The sequence below is a fragment of the Pseudomonas sp. P1_A1 genome, assembly GCF_056406935.1.
Genome location: NZ_JBFTZE010000027.1, coordinates 47,647 through 61,624, shown reverse-complemented (window position 1 = coordinate 61,624; position 13,978 = coordinate 47,647). Strand labels below are relative to the sequence as shown.

14 protein-coding genes and 1 other RNA gene are annotated in these 13,978 nt (G+C 59.9%); 11 read left to right on the top strand and 4 right to left on the bottom strand.

Annotation, left to right across the window (positions count from 1 at the left end; all coding sequences use genetic code 11):
* The first annotated feature begins 134 nt into the window (after positions 1-134).
* Both AC1D2Q_RS27840 and AC1D2Q_RS27835 read left to right on the top strand, forming a co-directional pair.
* Positions 135-752, top strand: coding sequence for a glutathione S-transferase N-terminal domain-containing protein (locus tag AC1D2Q_RS27840; RefSeq protein WP_007905304.1), 618 nt, complete (start codon positions 135-137; stop codon positions 750-752).
* A gap of 16 nt (positions 753-768) precedes the next feature.
* Positions 769-1,182 (top strand): ClpXP protease specificity-enhancing factor, encoded by a 414-nt coding sequence (locus tag AC1D2Q_RS27835; protein ID WP_305411193.1) that lies wholly within the window; start codon positions 769-771, stop codon positions 1,180-1,182.
* A 127-nt stretch (positions 1,183-1,309) separates the two neighbouring features.
* Here the strand turns inward: AC1D2Q_RS27835 and AC1D2Q_RS27830 are convergent, their stop codons facing one another.
* The 4 genes from AC1D2Q_RS27830 to AC1D2Q_RS27815 form a co-directional block, all read right to left on the bottom strand.
* Positions 1,310-1,888 carry a BON domain-containing protein gene (locus AC1D2Q_RS27830; RefSeq protein ID WP_477815305.1) on the bottom strand — a complete coding sequence of 193 codons (579 nt, stop codon included), beginning with the start codon at positions 1,886-1,888 and terminating at the stop codon, positions 1,310-1,312.
* A complete protein-coding gene (locus tag AC1D2Q_RS27825; protein ID WP_007904374.1) occupies positions 1,885-2,478 on the bottom strand; it encodes a phosphoheptose isomerase in 594 nt (197 codons plus the stop codon). The genes AC1D2Q_RS27830 and AC1D2Q_RS27825 overlap by 4 nt, the downstream gene beginning before the upstream one ends.
* Before the next feature lie 104 nt (positions 2,479-2,582).
* On the bottom strand, positions 2,583-2,945 hold the full coding sequence (locus AC1D2Q_RS27820; RefSeq protein WP_007904371.1) for a YraN family protein: 363 nt from the start codon (positions 2,943-2,945) through the stop codon (positions 2,583-2,585).
* Positions 2,945-4,777, bottom strand: coding sequence for a penicillin-binding protein activator (locus AC1D2Q_RS27815; RefSeq protein ID WP_477815304.1), 1,833 nt, complete (start codon positions 4,775-4,777; stop codon positions 2,945-2,947). Before AC1D2Q_RS27815 ends, AC1D2Q_RS27820 begins: the two co-directional genes overlap by 1 nt.
* A gap of 177 nt (positions 4,778-4,954) precedes the next feature.
* On the opposite strand from AC1D2Q_RS27815, the gene rsmI reads away from it, so the two are divergent.
* From rsmI to mraY, 9 genes are all read left to right on the top strand, one after another.
* Positions 4,955-5,860, top strand: coding sequence for a 16S rRNA (cytidine(1402)-2'-O)-methyltransferase (gene rsmI / locus AC1D2Q_RS27810; protein WP_018930125.1), 906 nt, complete (start codon positions 4,955-4,957; stop codon positions 5,858-5,860).
* Positions 5,861-5,936: 76 nt separating this feature from the next.
* An RNA gene (gene rnpB / locus AC1D2Q_RS27805) (RNase P RNA component class A) lies at positions 5,937-6,290 on the top strand.
* Positions 6,291-6,644: 354 nt separating this feature from the next.
* Positions 6,645-7,100 (top strand): division/cell wall cluster transcriptional repressor MraZ, encoded by a 456-nt coding sequence (gene mraZ, locus AC1D2Q_RS27800; RefSeq protein WP_003205355.1) that lies wholly within the window; start codon positions 6,645-6,647, stop codon positions 7,098-7,100.
* Positions 7,097-8,044, top strand: a complete 948-nt coding sequence (gene rsmH, locus AC1D2Q_RS27795) for a 16S rRNA (cytosine(1402)-N(4))-methyltransferase RsmH (RefSeq protein WP_408981105.1) — start codon at positions 7,097-7,099, stop codon at positions 8,042-8,044. The genes mraZ and rsmH overlap by 4 nt, the downstream gene beginning before the upstream one ends.
* Positions 8,041-8,334 carry a cell division protein FtsL gene (gene ftsL, locus AC1D2Q_RS27790; RefSeq protein WP_003205353.1) on the top strand — a complete coding sequence of 98 codons (294 nt, stop codon included), beginning with the start codon at positions 8,041-8,043 and terminating at the stop codon, positions 8,332-8,334. Before rsmH ends, ftsL begins: the two co-directional genes overlap by 4 nt.
* The gene (locus tag AC1D2Q_RS27785; protein WP_019651807.1) at positions 8,334-10,073 is read left to right on the top strand and encodes a peptidoglycan D,D-transpeptidase FtsI family protein; all 1,740 of its coding nucleotides are present in this window, start codon (positions 8,334-8,336) and stop codon (positions 10,071-10,073) included. The genes ftsL and AC1D2Q_RS27785 overlap by 1 nt, the downstream gene beginning before the upstream one ends.
* Positions 10,073-11,536: a UDP-N-acetylmuramoyl-L-alanyl-D-glutamate--2,6-diaminopimelate ligase gene (locus AC1D2Q_RS27780; protein WP_477815303.1), complete on the top strand. Its 1,464-nt coding sequence runs from the start codon at positions 10,073-10,075 to the stop codon at positions 11,534-11,536. Before AC1D2Q_RS27785 ends, AC1D2Q_RS27780 begins: the two co-directional genes overlap by 1 nt.
* On the top strand, positions 11,529-12,896 hold the full coding sequence (locus AC1D2Q_RS27775) for a UDP-N-acetylmuramoyl-tripeptide--D-alanyl-D-alanine ligase (protein ID WP_028939846.1): 1,368 nt from the start codon (positions 11,529-11,531) through the stop codon (positions 12,894-12,896). The genes AC1D2Q_RS27780 and AC1D2Q_RS27775 overlap by 8 nt, the downstream gene beginning before the upstream one ends.
* Positions 12,896-13,978: a phospho-N-acetylmuramoyl-pentapeptide-transferase gene (gene mraY, locus AC1D2Q_RS27770; RefSeq protein WP_008016698.1), complete on the top strand. Its 1,083-nt coding sequence runs from the start codon at positions 12,896-12,898 to the stop codon at positions 13,976-13,978. Before AC1D2Q_RS27775 ends, mraY begins: the two co-directional genes overlap by 1 nt.

Sequence of the window (13,978 nt, the reverse complement as noted above, 5' to 3'; positions counted from 1 at the left end):
TGCTGTTAATCGCACGCGCCCAGGGGCGTCTCTGAAGGTGTAACGAGTCTGGTGATCCAGGCGTTACGGGAGGCGCCCTCTGGGCGCGCGTGTTTTTCCGTTTCCGATAATTTCAACAAGCGAGGAGGACCGCCATGGGCGTGACCAATCGGTTGGCCTGTTACTCCGACCCCGCCGACCACTATTCCCACCGAGTGCGCATCGTACTTGCAGAGAAGGGTGTCAGCGCCGAGATCATTTACGTGGAGGCTGGTCGTCAGCCGCCTAAACTGATTGAAGTGAACCCTTACGGAAGCCTGCCCACCCTGGTCGATCGTGACCTGGCGTTGTGGGAGTCGACCGTGGTGATGGAATATCTGGATGAGCGTTACCCGCATCCGCCACTACTGCCGGTTTATCCTGTGGCGCGTGCCAACAGCCGTCTGCTGATTCATCGCATTCAGCGTGACTGGTGTGGCCTGGTGGATCTGATTCTGGATTCGCGGACCAAGGAAGCAGCTCGCGTGGTGGCTCGTAAAGAGCTGCGCGAAAGCCTGACAGGCGTGTCGCCGCTATTCGCCGACAAGCCGTTTTTCCTCAGTGAGGAACAAAGTCTGGTGGATTGCTGCCTATTGCCAATACTCTGGCGATTGCCGATTCTGGGTATAGAACTGCCGCGGCCTGCCAAGCCGCTGCTTGATTACATGGAGCGCTCGTTTGCGCGTGAGGCTTTCCAGGCGAGTCTGTCTGGTGTCGAACGCGATATGCGCTAAGGCTTAAGGAGCCGCTATGAACTCCAGTCGACCTTATCTGGTCCGCGCGCTCTACGAGTGGATTGTGGACAACGATTGCACCCCGCACATGCTGGTCAATTCCGAGTATCCGTCGGTGCAGGTGCCTCAGGGTTTTGCCAGTGACGGGCAGATTGTCCTGAACGTATCCCCGGCAGCCGTGCGTCATTTGCACATGGATAACGAGGCGGTCAGTTTCGAAGGGCGCTTCGGTGGCGTGCCGCATACCCTGTACGTGCCTATCGCGTCGATCCTGGGCATTTACGCTCGGGAGAACGGCCAGGGCATGGTGTTCGATATGGAATCGCCTCTGGAAGACGAGGATGAGATCGAGCCGGATGATGATATCCCGCCACCCGACAGCGAGCCGCCGCGTCCCAGCGGTCGACCGAGTTTGAAGGTGGTGAAGTAATAAAAAAGGCGATCCGGATGGATCGCCTTTTTTATTACTTAGGAGCTGCCAAAGGCTGCGATCTCTTGATCTTGAAAAGCAAAGTCAAAAGATCGCAGCCTGCGGCAGCTCCTACAGAGTGTGTGTGTCAGTCGATGTACTCAAACAGCTTCACAATCTTCTGCACGCCGGAAACGCCTTGTACCAGATTGGTTGCCTGCGCCGCTTCCTGCTTGGTCAGCAGGCCGAGCAGATAAACGATGCCGTTTTCAGTCACAACCTTGATGCGCGAGCCTGGGATGGAGGGATCGGTGAGCATCTGAGTCTTGATCTTGGTGGTCAACCAAGTGTCGTTCTGGCGTGCCAGCAGCGAGGAGGGCTGCAGCACTTGCAGTTCGTTGTGCACCTTCTTCACGCGCTGAACGGAGGCGGCGACCTGTTCGGCCTTGGCCTTGAGGTCGGCGCGCGGGGTTTGCCCGGCCAGCAGCACCACGCCGTTGAAGCTGGTGACGACGATGTGCGAGTTGTTGTCCAGGTCCGGATCGGCCTTGGCGATGTTTACACCGGCCTTGGTTTCGATCAGGGTGTCGTCGATTTTGCTGCCGAAGGTGCGGGTGCCACGGTCATCGTCGATCGGCGCTTCACGGCTGGCGTTAACCACCGAGGTGCAGCCGCTGATGCCGAGGCACAGGGTCAAGGCCAGAAGGCCTAGGCGATTAGGGGTCATTCTTCACTCCCGAACAGTTGGCTGTCGATCAGATCGCAAAGGCAATGGATCGCCAGCAGGTGGACTTCCTGAATACGTGCGGTGACGTTGGCCGGTACGCGAATCTCGACGTCCTCCGGCAAAAGCAGTGACGCCATGCCGCCGCCATCACGACCCGTCAATGCTACGACAATCATTTCGCGATCATGTGCGGCCTGGATCGCTTGAATAATGTTCGCCGAGTTGCCGCTGGTGGAAATGGCCAGCAATACGTCACCCGGTTGACCGAGGGCGCGGATCTGTTTGGAGAAGATTTCGTTGTAGCTGTAGTCGTTGGCGATCGAGGTGATCGTCGAGCTGTCGGTGGTCAGCGCGATGGCCGGCAGGCTCGGGCGCTCACGCTCGAAGCGGTTGAGCAGTTCGGACGAGAAGTGTTGTGCGTCACCGGCGGAACCGCCGTTGCCGCAAGACAGCATTTTGCCCTCGTTGAGCAGGGCGTTGACCATGACCTGGCTGGCTTGCTCGATGTGCGGTGCAAGTACGTCCATCGCCTGTTGCTTGGTGTCGATACTGGCCTGAAAAAGCTGGCGAATTCGCGATTGCATGTCCATCTGTGTGACCTTAATTAGCGCGGCTACTCGGCACATGAATGTGCAGCCCGCAAAGCAAAGAGCAAAAGTGTTGGGTGAAGGTGTCCGGTTCGGGGCGCAAGCGATCAGCTGTCGAAGGCATTCTGCAACCAGTTCAACTGATCAAGGTTGCTGTCGATGGCAACCACGTCGAAGCGGCAAGGGGAATTGGCCCAACGCGACTCGCGCTGAAGAAAATACTGCGCGGCGAAAATCAGTTTCTGCCGTTTGCGCCCATCGATGCTATCGAGCGCGCCACCCCATTGGGTGTTTTTTCTGTAGCGGACTTCGACGAATACTACTGTATCGCCATCAAGCATGACCAGATCAAGCTCGCCGCGTTTACATAACCAGTTCTGCGCCAGCAGGCGCAGACCTTGTTGCTGAAGATGCTCGAGCGCATGGCGCTCGGCATCCTTGCCGCTCTGCTGGCGTGACCTGTCGGGCATCAGCGTGAGGTGTCCGGCAGGCGTTGAACCTGACCGCTGACGAACTGTGCCCATGGCAACTGACGCACGACCCGTTGATTCTGAGTCATGCCCAGGCTGCCCGATTGACCTTCGATGCGGCTGTCCGGCAAGGCCTTGAGTTGCCCCAGGCGTGGTGCCAGGCGATAGGCGTCAACGCCCATCGCGTATAGACGGCCAAGGCTGCCAGCGGCTTGTGGCCATTGTGCGGTGACCTGTTTGCGCAGCGGGTCGTTGGCATCCAGCAGCCATGGGGTTTCGCAGAAGCGAATACCGTTCATGTCGTTGTACTGGTTCTGGTCGCCGCTGGCGCTGAATACGTGGGAGGTGGCGTAAACCGGCACGTCACCCGCGTACTGGAAGTTCAGGGTCGGTTTGATCTGTTGAGCCTGTTGCGGCGTCGCGGCCAGGAAGATGAACTCGATGTCCTGACGACGCGAAGGCTGGGCGGCTACCTGCGAGCCAACGGTGTTTTGCAGGCTCTTGGCGCGGCCTTCGCTCTGACGCAGCTGGAACATGTCGGCAATTTGCTGGGCCAGTTGCACCGGTTGGTCGACGCGCTCGGTCGCGACAATGCTGCCGCCGTTGGCTTGCCAATCCTGGCTGAATGCTCTGAGTACGCGGTCACCCCATTCGCCTTTCGGCACCATGATGGCGGCGCGATGCAGGCCATCGGCGCGCGCACGACGGGATACTTCGCGGGCTTCGTCTTCAGCGGCAAGGCCGAATTGGAACAGCTGGGCCGGACCTTGTTCGCCTTCGCTGTAGTTCAGCGCCAGGGTGGTGATCGGCAGTTGCGGGCGAGCGCTGAGCTGCTTGACCAGCGGTTTTTCCAGCGGGCCGACCACCAATTGCACGCCGTCGGCCTGGGCCTTGCGATAGAACTCGTCCAGCGACATCCGCGGCGGCACAGTGGTCATTATCGAGCTGTCATAAAATACGATGGCTGGCGGATTCTGCCCGGCTTGTTGCGCCTGGTAGTGAGCAGCCACGATACCTTCACGCAGTGCCTTGCTGGCAGCCGCCAGCGGGCCATCTGCTTGAGGCAGCAGCACGGCGATTTTGCTCAGGGGCTGGCTGGCCAGATCCTTGAGTTTGGTCAATGGCAGCGGCAGCTGGATGGCGGCCGGGTGCTTTGGATTGTTCGCGCGCCAGTTGTCGATCGCGGCTTGCTGCTGTTCCAGGGTGCCGGCTGTTTTCACCGCCCGGGCCAGGCTCAACCAGCCGCCGAGGTCGTCGTCGGTGGTCGGCTGCAATTGATCGGTCGGCAGTGAAGCGATCAGGGTCCAGATCGCTTCGTGGTTTTTGCTCGCAGCTTGATCGCTCAGCAGGGGGGCGATGAAAATGCGCTCCCGTGCGGCGGCCAGGGTCTGGCCGTCGGCCTCAAGGGCGCGGGCATGGACGGTGCCGGTGCGAACCTGTTGTTCGGCTGGCAGTTCGCTCAGGCGTTGCAGGCTCGGATGGCTCAGGGCCGTCAGCGCCGCTTTGGGCTGATTGCGCACCATGGCCAATTCAGCCGCCAGGGTGCTGGCGAAGACCTGTTGGCCAGGCTTGAGTTGTTCCATCGGTACTTGTTGCAGGATTTGCGCGGACTGGCCGGCATTGCCCTGACGATAAGCCAGGTCTGCCGCGCTCAAGCGCAGCAAGGCTGCCTTGTCCGGCGCTTTACTTTGAGTGGCCTGTTCGAGCAGTTGCTCGACACTGGCATCCGGGGTCCGTGGAAGTTCGCCAAGGCTGGAGGAGGGCGAGCTGGCGCAAGCCGCCAGCAAGGCAGCGAGGCAGAGGGCAGAGAACAGCCGCAGGCAAGCGATCATGTAAGTGTTCCTGATACTCGATCAAATAAGCGTGGAATTGTACCCAAGCGCTGGCCGGGGCGCGATGTTACTGGCGTGAATCGATCAATTTAGCTCATGCAAATGTTGCGACACTGCACAAAAGGCTGGAAAACCGAGGGTTGCTTGCAGGTATCGCGAATGTCGCTACGCGCTACAATGGCGGCTTTTACCGATCATGAGGTGTGCGCTTTGACTGCTCCAGGTGCTTTGAATTCCGCTGCTGGCTCGCTTTATGTGGTGGCGACGCCCATCGGCAACCTGGACGACATCAGTGCGCGTGCGCTGAAGATCCTGCGCGAGGTTTCGTTGATTGCTGCCGAAGACACTCGCCATTCCCAGCGATTGATGCAGCATTTCGGCATCCCCACGCCGCTGGCGGCCTGCCATGAACACAACGAGCGGGATGAAGGCAGCCGCTTTATCACTCGCTTGCTCGCTGGCGACGATGTGGCATTGATCTCCGATGCCGGGACGCCGCTGATTTCCGATCCGGGTTATCACCTGGTGCGTCAGGCCCGTGCCGCCGGGATCAATGTGGTGCCGGTTCCGGGTGCCTGTGCGTTGATTGCGGCACTTTCGGCGGCGGGGTTGCCATCGGACCGTTTCATCTTCGAAGGGTTTCTACCGGCCAAGGCTGTCGGCCGACGCGCTCGCCTGGAACTGATAAAGGAAGAGCCGCGCACGCTGATTTTTTATGAAGCTCCACACCGCATCCTTGAATGCCTGCAAGACATGGAGCTGGTATTCGGCGCCGATCGTCCAGCATTGCTGGCGCGCGAACTGACTAAAACCTTCGAAACCCTCAAAGGCTTGCCGCTGGCCGAGTTGCGCGAGTTCGTTGAATCGGACAGCAACCAGCAGCGCGGCGAGTGCGTAGTGCTGGTCGCTGGCTGGTCTGCTCCCGAGACTGAGGACGCTGTCAGCAGTGAAGCCATGCGTATTCTCAATCTGCTGCTTGAAGAAATGCCACTCAAGCGTGCGGCGGCATTGGCGGCGCAAATTACCGGCGAGCGCAAGAATGTGCTCTATCAGGTGGCGCTGGATAAGCAGAAGGGCGAGTAAAAAAGCGACGCGCAACGCCGGGCAGAGGCTTTTAGCGCTTGTTCTTCGGCCGCTCTGCCGTTAACCTTCGCGGCGGAGAGTCGATCGGACAGTCGCTGCCCTCTATGAAAATTAGGGGGGGGAGGAAAGTCCGGGCTCCATAGGGCGAAGTGCCAGGTAATGCCTGGGAGGCGTGAGCCTACGGAAAGTGCCACAGAAAATAACCGCCTAAGCGCTTCGGCGCCGGTAAGGGTGAAAAGGTGCGGTAAGAGCGCACCGCACGTCTGGCAACAGTTCGTGGCTAGGTAAACCCCACTTGGAGCAAGACCAAATAGGGTCCCAAGGCGTGGCCCGCGCTGGGACCGGGTAGGTTGCTAAAGATGTCCAGTGATGGCCATCGTAGACGAATGACTGTTCAAGACAGAACCCGGCTTACAGATCGACTCTCCACCTTTTTCTCTCTCTGCTTCAATCATTGGCAGCGATATGCGTAATGGCAATTTCCCTCCCTGCTGAATCAATAGCAGAAGCGCTTTTGTAATACCGAAAAAATCTTACTCTTAACAAATTACTTTAACTTCTGAACGCAGCCTTCTGTGCTGATTCAAGTTATTGAACAAATTCACCCGCCAGATTCTCGTTTCCCCTCCTTTTACGCTCCTAAATCTCCGTTCTGTAAGGCTTTTCCTTCTATCCGCGCCTTGACGGTGTGGTGGGCGCATTCCTATAGTGTGCGCAAGTGGCGGAAAGTGGCATGAAGTGGGTTTTTTGAGCGCAAAACGCTAATATTTGGAGAAACGCTGACGTGTTTCGCGGAGCTAACGCTATCAGTCTCGATGCAAAGGGCCGTCTCGCCATGCCGAGCCGGTACCGTGACGAGCTCGTTTCGCGTAGTTCCGGTCAATTAATCGTCACCATCGATGCCGTTGATCCGTGTTTGTGTGTTTATCCCCTCGATGAGTGGGAAATTATCGAAACCAAACTGCGCGCACTGCCTTCGCTTCGCGAAGAAAACCGCCGCCTGCAACGTTTGCTGATTGGTAATGCCGTCGACCTCGAGCTCGATGGCAGTGGTCGTTTTCTGGTTCCGCCGCGTCTTCGCGAATATGCCAAGTTGGATAAGCGCGCAATGTTGGTAGGCCAACTGAACAAGTTCCAATTGTGGGACGAGGATGCCTGGAATGCGGTTTCTGCCGCTGACCTGGCTGCTATTCAACAACCGGGCGCCATGCCTGATGAACTGCGTGATTTGATCCTGTGACTATTGATAGCGGCTTTAACCACATCACCGTACTGCTTGACGAAGCCGTCGAGGCTCTCGCCGTACGTCCTGATGGCTGCTATCTGGACGGCACGTTCGGGCGCGGCGGACATAGCCGGTTGATCCTCAGCAAGCTCGGGCCCGATGGTCGGTTGCTCGGGTTCGACAAAGATCCTCAAGCGATTGCCACCGGGCAAACGCTAGCGGCCGAAGACGGCCGCTTTGTCGTTGTACAGCGCAGCTTTGCCGAGCTCGGTTCGGAAGTCGCCGAACGCGGTCTGGCCGGCAAGGTCAGCGGTGTTCTGCTTGACCTGGGTGTGTCTTCGCCTCAGCTCGACGACCCTGAGCGCGGCTTCAGTTTTCTCAACGACGGCCCGTTGGACATGCGCATGGATCCGTCCCGCGGGATCAGCGCCGCCGAGTTCGTCAATACCGCGCCGGTGGAAGAAATTGCCCGGGTGTTCAAGGAATACGGCGAAGAACGTTTCTCCGGCCGCATGGCGCGTGCCGTGGCCGAACGTCGCGACATCAAGCCGTTCGAGCGCACTGGCGATCTGGCAGAAGTGCTGAAAGTCGCCAACCCTGCATGGGAAAAGGGCAAGAACCCGGCCACCCGTGCATTCCAGGGGCTGCGTATTCACGTCAACAACGAACTGGGCGATCTGGAAACCGGTCTCGAAGCCGCGCTGGAGTGCCTGGAAGTCGGCGGTCGTCTGGTGGTGATCAGCTTCCACTCGCTGGAAGACCGCATCGTCAAACTGTTCATGCGCAAACTGGTGAAAGGCGAAGCCGACAACCTGCCACGCAACTTGCCGGTCCGTCACGTCGCTTTCGAACCGAAAATCAAAGTCCATGGCAAAGCGCAGTCCGCCTCCGAGGCCGAACTCAAAGCCAACCCACGTTCCCGTAGCGCCATCATGCGTGTCGCGGAGAAACTGCGGTGAGCAAGCTTTTCGCCAAACCACTTCCCGGCGGAAGCTTTTTCATGCTGCTGCTGTTTATCGGTGTGCTCGTGTCGGCCATCGGCGTGTCCTACAGCGCCCACTGGAACCGTCAGCTGTTGAATTCGCTGTACAACGAATTGAGCGTGCGCGACAAGGCGCAGGCGGAGTGGGGCCGGTTGATTCTCGAACAAAGCACCTGGACCGCCCACAGCCGTATCGAAGTGTTGGCGACCGAGCAACTGAAGATGCGCATTCCTGGCGCTGCTGAAGTGCAGATGGTGGCGCCATGATGAAACTCGAAGGCGCACTCTTCCCTTGGCGGTTCCGTCTGGTACTGGGCTTGCTCGGCATCATGGTGGCGGCGATTTCCTGGCGCATCATTGATCTGCAAGTGGTCGACCGTGACTTCCTTAAAGGTCAGGGTGACGCGCGCAGTGTTCGTCATATTCCAATTCCGGCTCACCGTGGTCTGATCACCGACCGTAACGGCGAGCCGTTGGCCGTGAGTACTCCGGTCACCACGCTGTGGGCCAACGCCAAGGAAATGCAACTGGCCAAAGAGAAATGGCCGGCACTGGCGGCTGCCCTGGGGCAGGATCCCAAAGCCCTGGCTGAACGTCTCGAAGCCCAGGCCAACAAAGAATTCATCTACCTGGTGCGCGGGCTGACCCCTGAGCAGGGCCAGGCTGTGCTCGATCTGAAAGTGCCGGGCGTTTATGGCATCGAAGAATTCCGGCGTTTCTACCCGGCCGGTGAAGTCACTGCCCACATGGTCGGCTTTACCGACATCGACGATCACGGACGCGAAGGCGTCGAGCTGGCCTACGACGAATGGCTGGCCGGGGTGCCCGGCAAGCGACAGGTCATCAAGGACCGGCGCGGCCGGCTGATCAAAGATGTCCAGGTCACCAAAAACGCCAAGGCCGGCAAGCCCTTGGCGTTGTCCATTGACCTGCGTCTGCAATACCTGGCCAACCGCGAGCTGCGCAACGCGATCATCGAGAACGGCGCCAAGGCCGGTAGTCTGGTGATCATGGACGTGAAGACCGGCGAGATTCTCGCCATGGTCAACCAGCCGACCTACAACCCGAATAACCGTCGCAACCTGCAACCGGCGATGATGCGCAACCGCGCGATGATCGACGTGTTCGAGCCGGGTTCGACCATGAAAGCGATCTCCATGAGCGCCGCGATCGAAACCGGGCGCTGGAAACCGAGCGACACCGTCGAGGTGTACCCGGGCAGCTTGCAGATTGGTAAATACACCATCAAGGACGTATCCAAGACCGAAGGTCCGGTGCTCGACCTGACCGGTATCCTGATCAATTCCAGTAACGTCGGCATGAGTAAGGTCGCGTTCGATATCGGTGGCGAAACGATTTTCCGTCTGGCACAGAAAGTTGGCCTCGGCCAGGACACCGGCTTGGGTTTCCCGGGTGAGCGCGTCGGCAACCTGCCGAACTACCGTGAATGGCGCAAGGCTGAAACCGCCACGCTGTCCTACGGCTACGGTATTTCCGTGACCGCGATCCAGTTGGTCCACGCCTTCTCGGCCCTGGCCAACAATGGTCGCCTCGCGCCGTTGACCCTGATCAAAACCGACAAGGCGCCGCAAACCACTCAGGTGCTGCCGGAAGCCGTCGCGAAAACCATGCAAGGCATGCTGCAACAAGTGATCGAAGCCCCGCGCGGCGTATTCCGTGCGCAGGTGCCGGCGTATCACGTGGGCGGCAAGTCGGGTACTGCGCGTAAGACGTCGGTCGGAACCAAAGGCTACGCCGAGAACTCCTACCGCTCGCTGTTCGCCGGTTTCGGCCCGATGAGCGACCCGCGTTACGCGATCGTGGTGGTGATCGACGAACCGACCAAGGCCGGTTACTTCGGTGGTCTGGTATCGGCGCCGGTGTTCAGCAAAGTGATGTCCGGGACTCTGCGCCTGATGAACATCACCCCGGACAACCTGCCAGCCACTCAACAAGCGAACGCCGCACCGGTCGTTCCGCTGAAAGCTAATGGAGGGCGCGGCTGATGTCGCTGAGCCTGAACAAGATTTTCGCCCACGCCGGTCATGATCTGTTGATCCGCGAATTGGCGCTGGACAGCCGTAATGTACGGGCAGGTGATTTGTTCCTTGCGGTCCCTGGTGGCAAGTTCGACGGTCGTGCGCACATCGCCGACGCCTTGCAGCGCGGTGCTGCCGCTGTGGCTTATGAAGTCGAAGGCGCGACCGTGCTGCCGATTACCGACGTGCCGCTGATTCCGGTCAAAGGCCTGGCGGCGCAGCTGTCGGACATCGCCGGGCGCTTTTACGGCGACCCGAGCCGTCACTTGAACCTGATCGGCGTGACCGGCACCAACGGTAAAACCAGCGTGACCCAATTGGTCGCGCAGGCCCTCGATTTGCTCGGTCAACACTGCGGTATCGTCGGCACCCTGGGCTCCGGTTTCCATGGCGCGCTGGAGAGCGGCCTGCACACCACGCCGAATCCGATTGCAATGCAAGCGACCCTCGCCGACCTGAAAAAGGCCGGTGCCAAAGCCGTGGCCATGGAAGTCTCTTCCCATGGGCTGGATCAGGGCCGCGTAACCGCGCTGGCCTTCGATGTGGCGGTGATGACCAACCTGTCGCGTGATCATCTGGATTACCACGGCACCATGCAGGCCTATGGCGAAACCAAGGCCAAGTTGTTTGCCTGGAATGATCTGAAGTGCCGGGTGGTCAACCTCGACGACGATTTTGGCCGGCAACTGGCGGCTGATGAGGGTGAGTCGCGGCTGATCACTTACAGCCTGGAAGACTCCCGCGCTTACCTGTATTGCCGCGAAGCGCAGTTCAGTGACGAAGGTGTGCGCGCCACGCTGGTTACGCCGCAGGGCGAACACCATTTGCGCAGCACCTTGCTCGGCCGTTTCAACCTGAGCAACGTGTTGGCCGCGGTCGGTGCCTTGCTTGGTCTGGACTATGCGCTGGACGAAATCCTCAACGTGTTGCCGAAACTCGAAGGCCCGGCCGGTCGCATGCAGCGTCTGGGCGGCGGCACTCAGCCGTTGGTGGTGGTCGATTACGCCCACACGCCGGATGCGCTGGAAAAAGTCTTGATGGCCCTGCGTCCTCACGCCAAAGGCCGGTTGCTGTGCCTGTTCGGTTGCGGCGGTGATCGCGATCGCGGCAAGCGTCCGCTGATGGCTGAAGTGGTCGAGCGCCTGGCCGATGGTGTGCTGGTCACCGACGACAACCCGCGCACCGAAGACCCTGCCGCGATTTTCGACGACATCCGCGCCGGTTTCACCGCTGTGGATAAAGTCACCTTTGTCGCCGGCCGTGGCCGGGCGATTGCCCAGTTGATCGCCAGCGCTTCGGCGGATGACGTGATTGTCCTGGCCGGTAAAGGTCATGAGGACTATCAGGAAATCAACGGTGAGCGTCTCGCTTTCTCCGATCTGGTCGAGGCCGATCATGCCCTGACCGCGTGGGAGGTGGCCCATGCTTAAAGCCTTGAAACTGAGCGAGCTGACCGGCGCACTGAATGCCCGTCTGATCTCCGTCGATGCCAGCTTCGATGGTGTCAGCATCGACAGCCGCGCGATCAAGCCCGGCCAGCTGTTTATTGCTCTGGCCGGTCCGCGTTTCGATGGCCATGACTACCTGAATGACGTCGCCGCCAAAGGCGCCGTGGGTGCACTGGTCGAGCGCGAAGTTGCCGACAGCTCGCTGCCGCAACTGCTGGTCAAGGACACCCGCCAGGCCCTCGGCCAGTTGGGTGCGATCAACCGTGCCGCGTTCACTCAGCCGGTCGCGGCCGTTACCGGCTCCAGCGGCAAGACCACGGTCAAGGAAATGCTGGCGAGCATCCTGCGCACACGCGGTCCGGTGCTGGCGACCCGTGGCAACCTGAACAATGACCTCGGTGCTCCGCTGACCCTGCTCGAACTGGCACCGGAACACACCGCCGCCGTGATCGAACTCGGCGCTTCGCGAATCGGCGAGATTGCCTACACCGTCGCCATGACCAAGCCCCACGTGGCCATCATCAACAACGCCGGGACCGCCCACGTTGGTGAGTTCGGCGGGCCGGAAAAAATCGTCGAAGCCAAGGGCGAGATTCTCGAAGGGCTGGATGCCGATGGCATCGCCGTGCTGAATCTCGACGACAAGGCCTTCGACATCTGGAAGACCCGTGCCGCCGGTCGAAAAGTGCTGACTTTTGCCCTGAGCAACGTCAACGCTGATTTCCATGCCAGCGATCTGGACCGCGATGCCCGCGGTTGCCCGGCGTTCAACCTGCACAGCCCTGAAGGTGTGGAGCGGGTTCAGCTGAATCTGCTCGGCACCCACAACGTCGCCAATGCCATGGCCGCTGCCGCTGCCGCGCATGCTTTGGGTGTGTCGCTGTTCGGCATCGCCACCGGCCTTGGCGCGGTGCAACCGGTCAAGGGCCGCACCGTCGCGCAACTGGCGCCTAACGGCATGCGCGTAATCGATGACACATACAACGCGAACCCCACCTCTATGTGCGCCGCCGTTGATATACTCGCCGGCTTTTCCGGTCGCACCGTTTTGGTGCTCGGGGATATCGGCGAGTTGGGCGCGTGGGCAGAGCAGGGGCACCGCGATGTGGGCGATTACGCCCGCGGCAAGGTTTCCGCGCTTTACGCCGTCGGGCCAATGATGGCTCACGCCGTGAACGCTTTCGGCGAGCAGGCCTTTCACTTCAGCACACAGGCTGAACTGATCAAGGCCCTGGAAGCCGAGCAGGACACAAACACCACCTTTTTGATCAAGGGCTCGCGCAGCGCTGCGATGGAAAACATCGTTGCCGCTTTGTGCGGGACCAGTCTGGAGAAACATTAATGCTGCTGCTGCTAGCGGAGTATCTGCAACAGTTCTACAAAGGCTTCGCGGTCTTTCAGTACCTGACCCTGCGCGGGATTCTCGGTGTGCTGACCGCGCTGGTCTTGTCGCTGTGCTATGGCCCGTGGATGATCCGTACTCTGCAGAACCGTCAGATCGGTCAATCCGTTCGCAACGACGGCCCGCAATCGCACCTGTCGAAGTCGGGCACCCCGACCATGGGCGGCGCGCTGATTCTTTCCTCCATCGGCGTCAGCACCTTGCTTTGGGCTGACCTGACCAACCGTTACGTTTGGGTCGTGTTGTTGGTGACCCTGCTGTTCGGCGCCATCGGCTGGGTCGACGACTACCGCAAAGTCATCGAGAAAAACTCCCGCGGTCTTCCGAGCCGCTGGAAGTATTTCTGGCAGTCGGTGTTCGGCCTGGGCGCGGCGATCTTCCTTTATATGACTGCCGCGACGCCGGTGGAAACCACCCTGATCCTGCCGATGCTCAAGGACTACAGCATTCCGCTGGGCGCAGGCTTCATCGTCCTGACCTATTTCGTGATTGTCGGCTCGAGCAACGCGGTCAACCTGACCGACGGCCTCGACGGTCTGGCGATCATGCCCACCGTCATGGTCGGCGGTGGCCTGGGGATCTTCTGCTACCTGTCGGGTAACGTGAAGTTCGCCGAATACCTGCTGATTCCTTACGTACCGGGCGCGGGTGAGCTGATTGTGTTCTGCGGCGCCTTGATCGGTGCGGGCCTGGGCTTCCTCTGGTTCAACACCTATCCGGCACAAGTCTTCATGGGCGACGTTGGCGCGCTGGCGCTGGGTGCGGCCCTGGGCACCATCGCAGTGATCGTCCGTCAGGAAATCGTCCTGTTCATCATGGGCGGTGTGTTCGTGATGGAGACCCTGTCAGTCGTCATTCAGGTCGCCTCCTTTAAGCTGACCGGTCGCCGTGTGTTCCGCATGGCGCCGATTCACCACCACTTTGAACTCAAGGGCTGGCCCGAGCCGCGCGTGATCGTCCGTTTCTGGATTATCACCGTGATTCTCGTGTTGATCGGCCTTGCCACCCTGAAGCTGAGGTAG

What these genes read in the sequence shown, in the direction of transcription:
- AC1D2Q_RS27775 (WP_028939846.1), top strand. Translation starts at nt 11,529, where the DNA reads ATGCTTAAAGCCTTGAAACTGAGCGAGCTGACCGGCGCACTGAATGCC.
- AC1D2Q_RS27820 (WP_007904371.1), bottom strand. Translation starts at nt 2,945, where the DNA reads ATGCCCGACAGGTCACGCCAGCAGAGCGGCAAGGATGCCGAGCGCCAT.
- AC1D2Q_RS27835 (WP_305411193.1), top strand. Translation starts at nt 769, where the DNA reads ATGAACTCCAGTCGACCTTATCTGGTCCGCGCGCTCTACGAGTGGATT.
- AC1D2Q_RS27830 (WP_477815305.1), bottom strand. Translation starts at nt 1,888, where the DNA reads ATGACCCCTAATCGCCTAGGCCTTCTGGCCTTGACCCTGTGCCTCGGC.
- AC1D2Q_RS27815 (WP_477815304.1), bottom strand. Translation starts at nt 4,777, where the DNA reads ATGATCGCTTGCCTGCGGCTGTTCTCTGCCCTCTGCCTCGCTGCCTTG.
- AC1D2Q_RS27840 (WP_007905304.1), top strand. Translation starts at nt 135, where the DNA reads ATGGGCGTGACCAATCGGTTGGCCTGTTACTCCGACCCCGCCGACCAC.
- AC1D2Q_RS27785 (WP_019651807.1), top strand. Translation starts at nt 8,334, where the DNA reads ATGAAACTCGAAGGCGCACTCTTCCCTTGGCGGTTCCGTCTGGTACTG.
- rsmI (WP_018930125.1), top strand. Translation starts at nt 4,955, where the DNA reads ATGGCGGCTTTTACCGATCATGAGGTGTGCGCTTTGACTGCTCCAGGT.
- mraY (WP_008016698.1), top strand. Translation starts at nt 12,896, where the DNA reads ATGCTGCTGCTGCTAGCGGAGTATCTGCAACAGTTCTACAAAGGCTTC.
- AC1D2Q_RS27825 (WP_007904374.1), bottom strand. Translation starts at nt 2,478, where the DNA reads ATGGACATGCAATCGCGAATTCGCCAGCTTTTTCAGGCCAGTATCGAC.
- AC1D2Q_RS27780 (WP_477815303.1), top strand. Translation starts at nt 10,073, where the DNA reads ATGTCGCTGAGCCTGAACAAGATTTTCGCCCACGCCGGTCATGATCTG.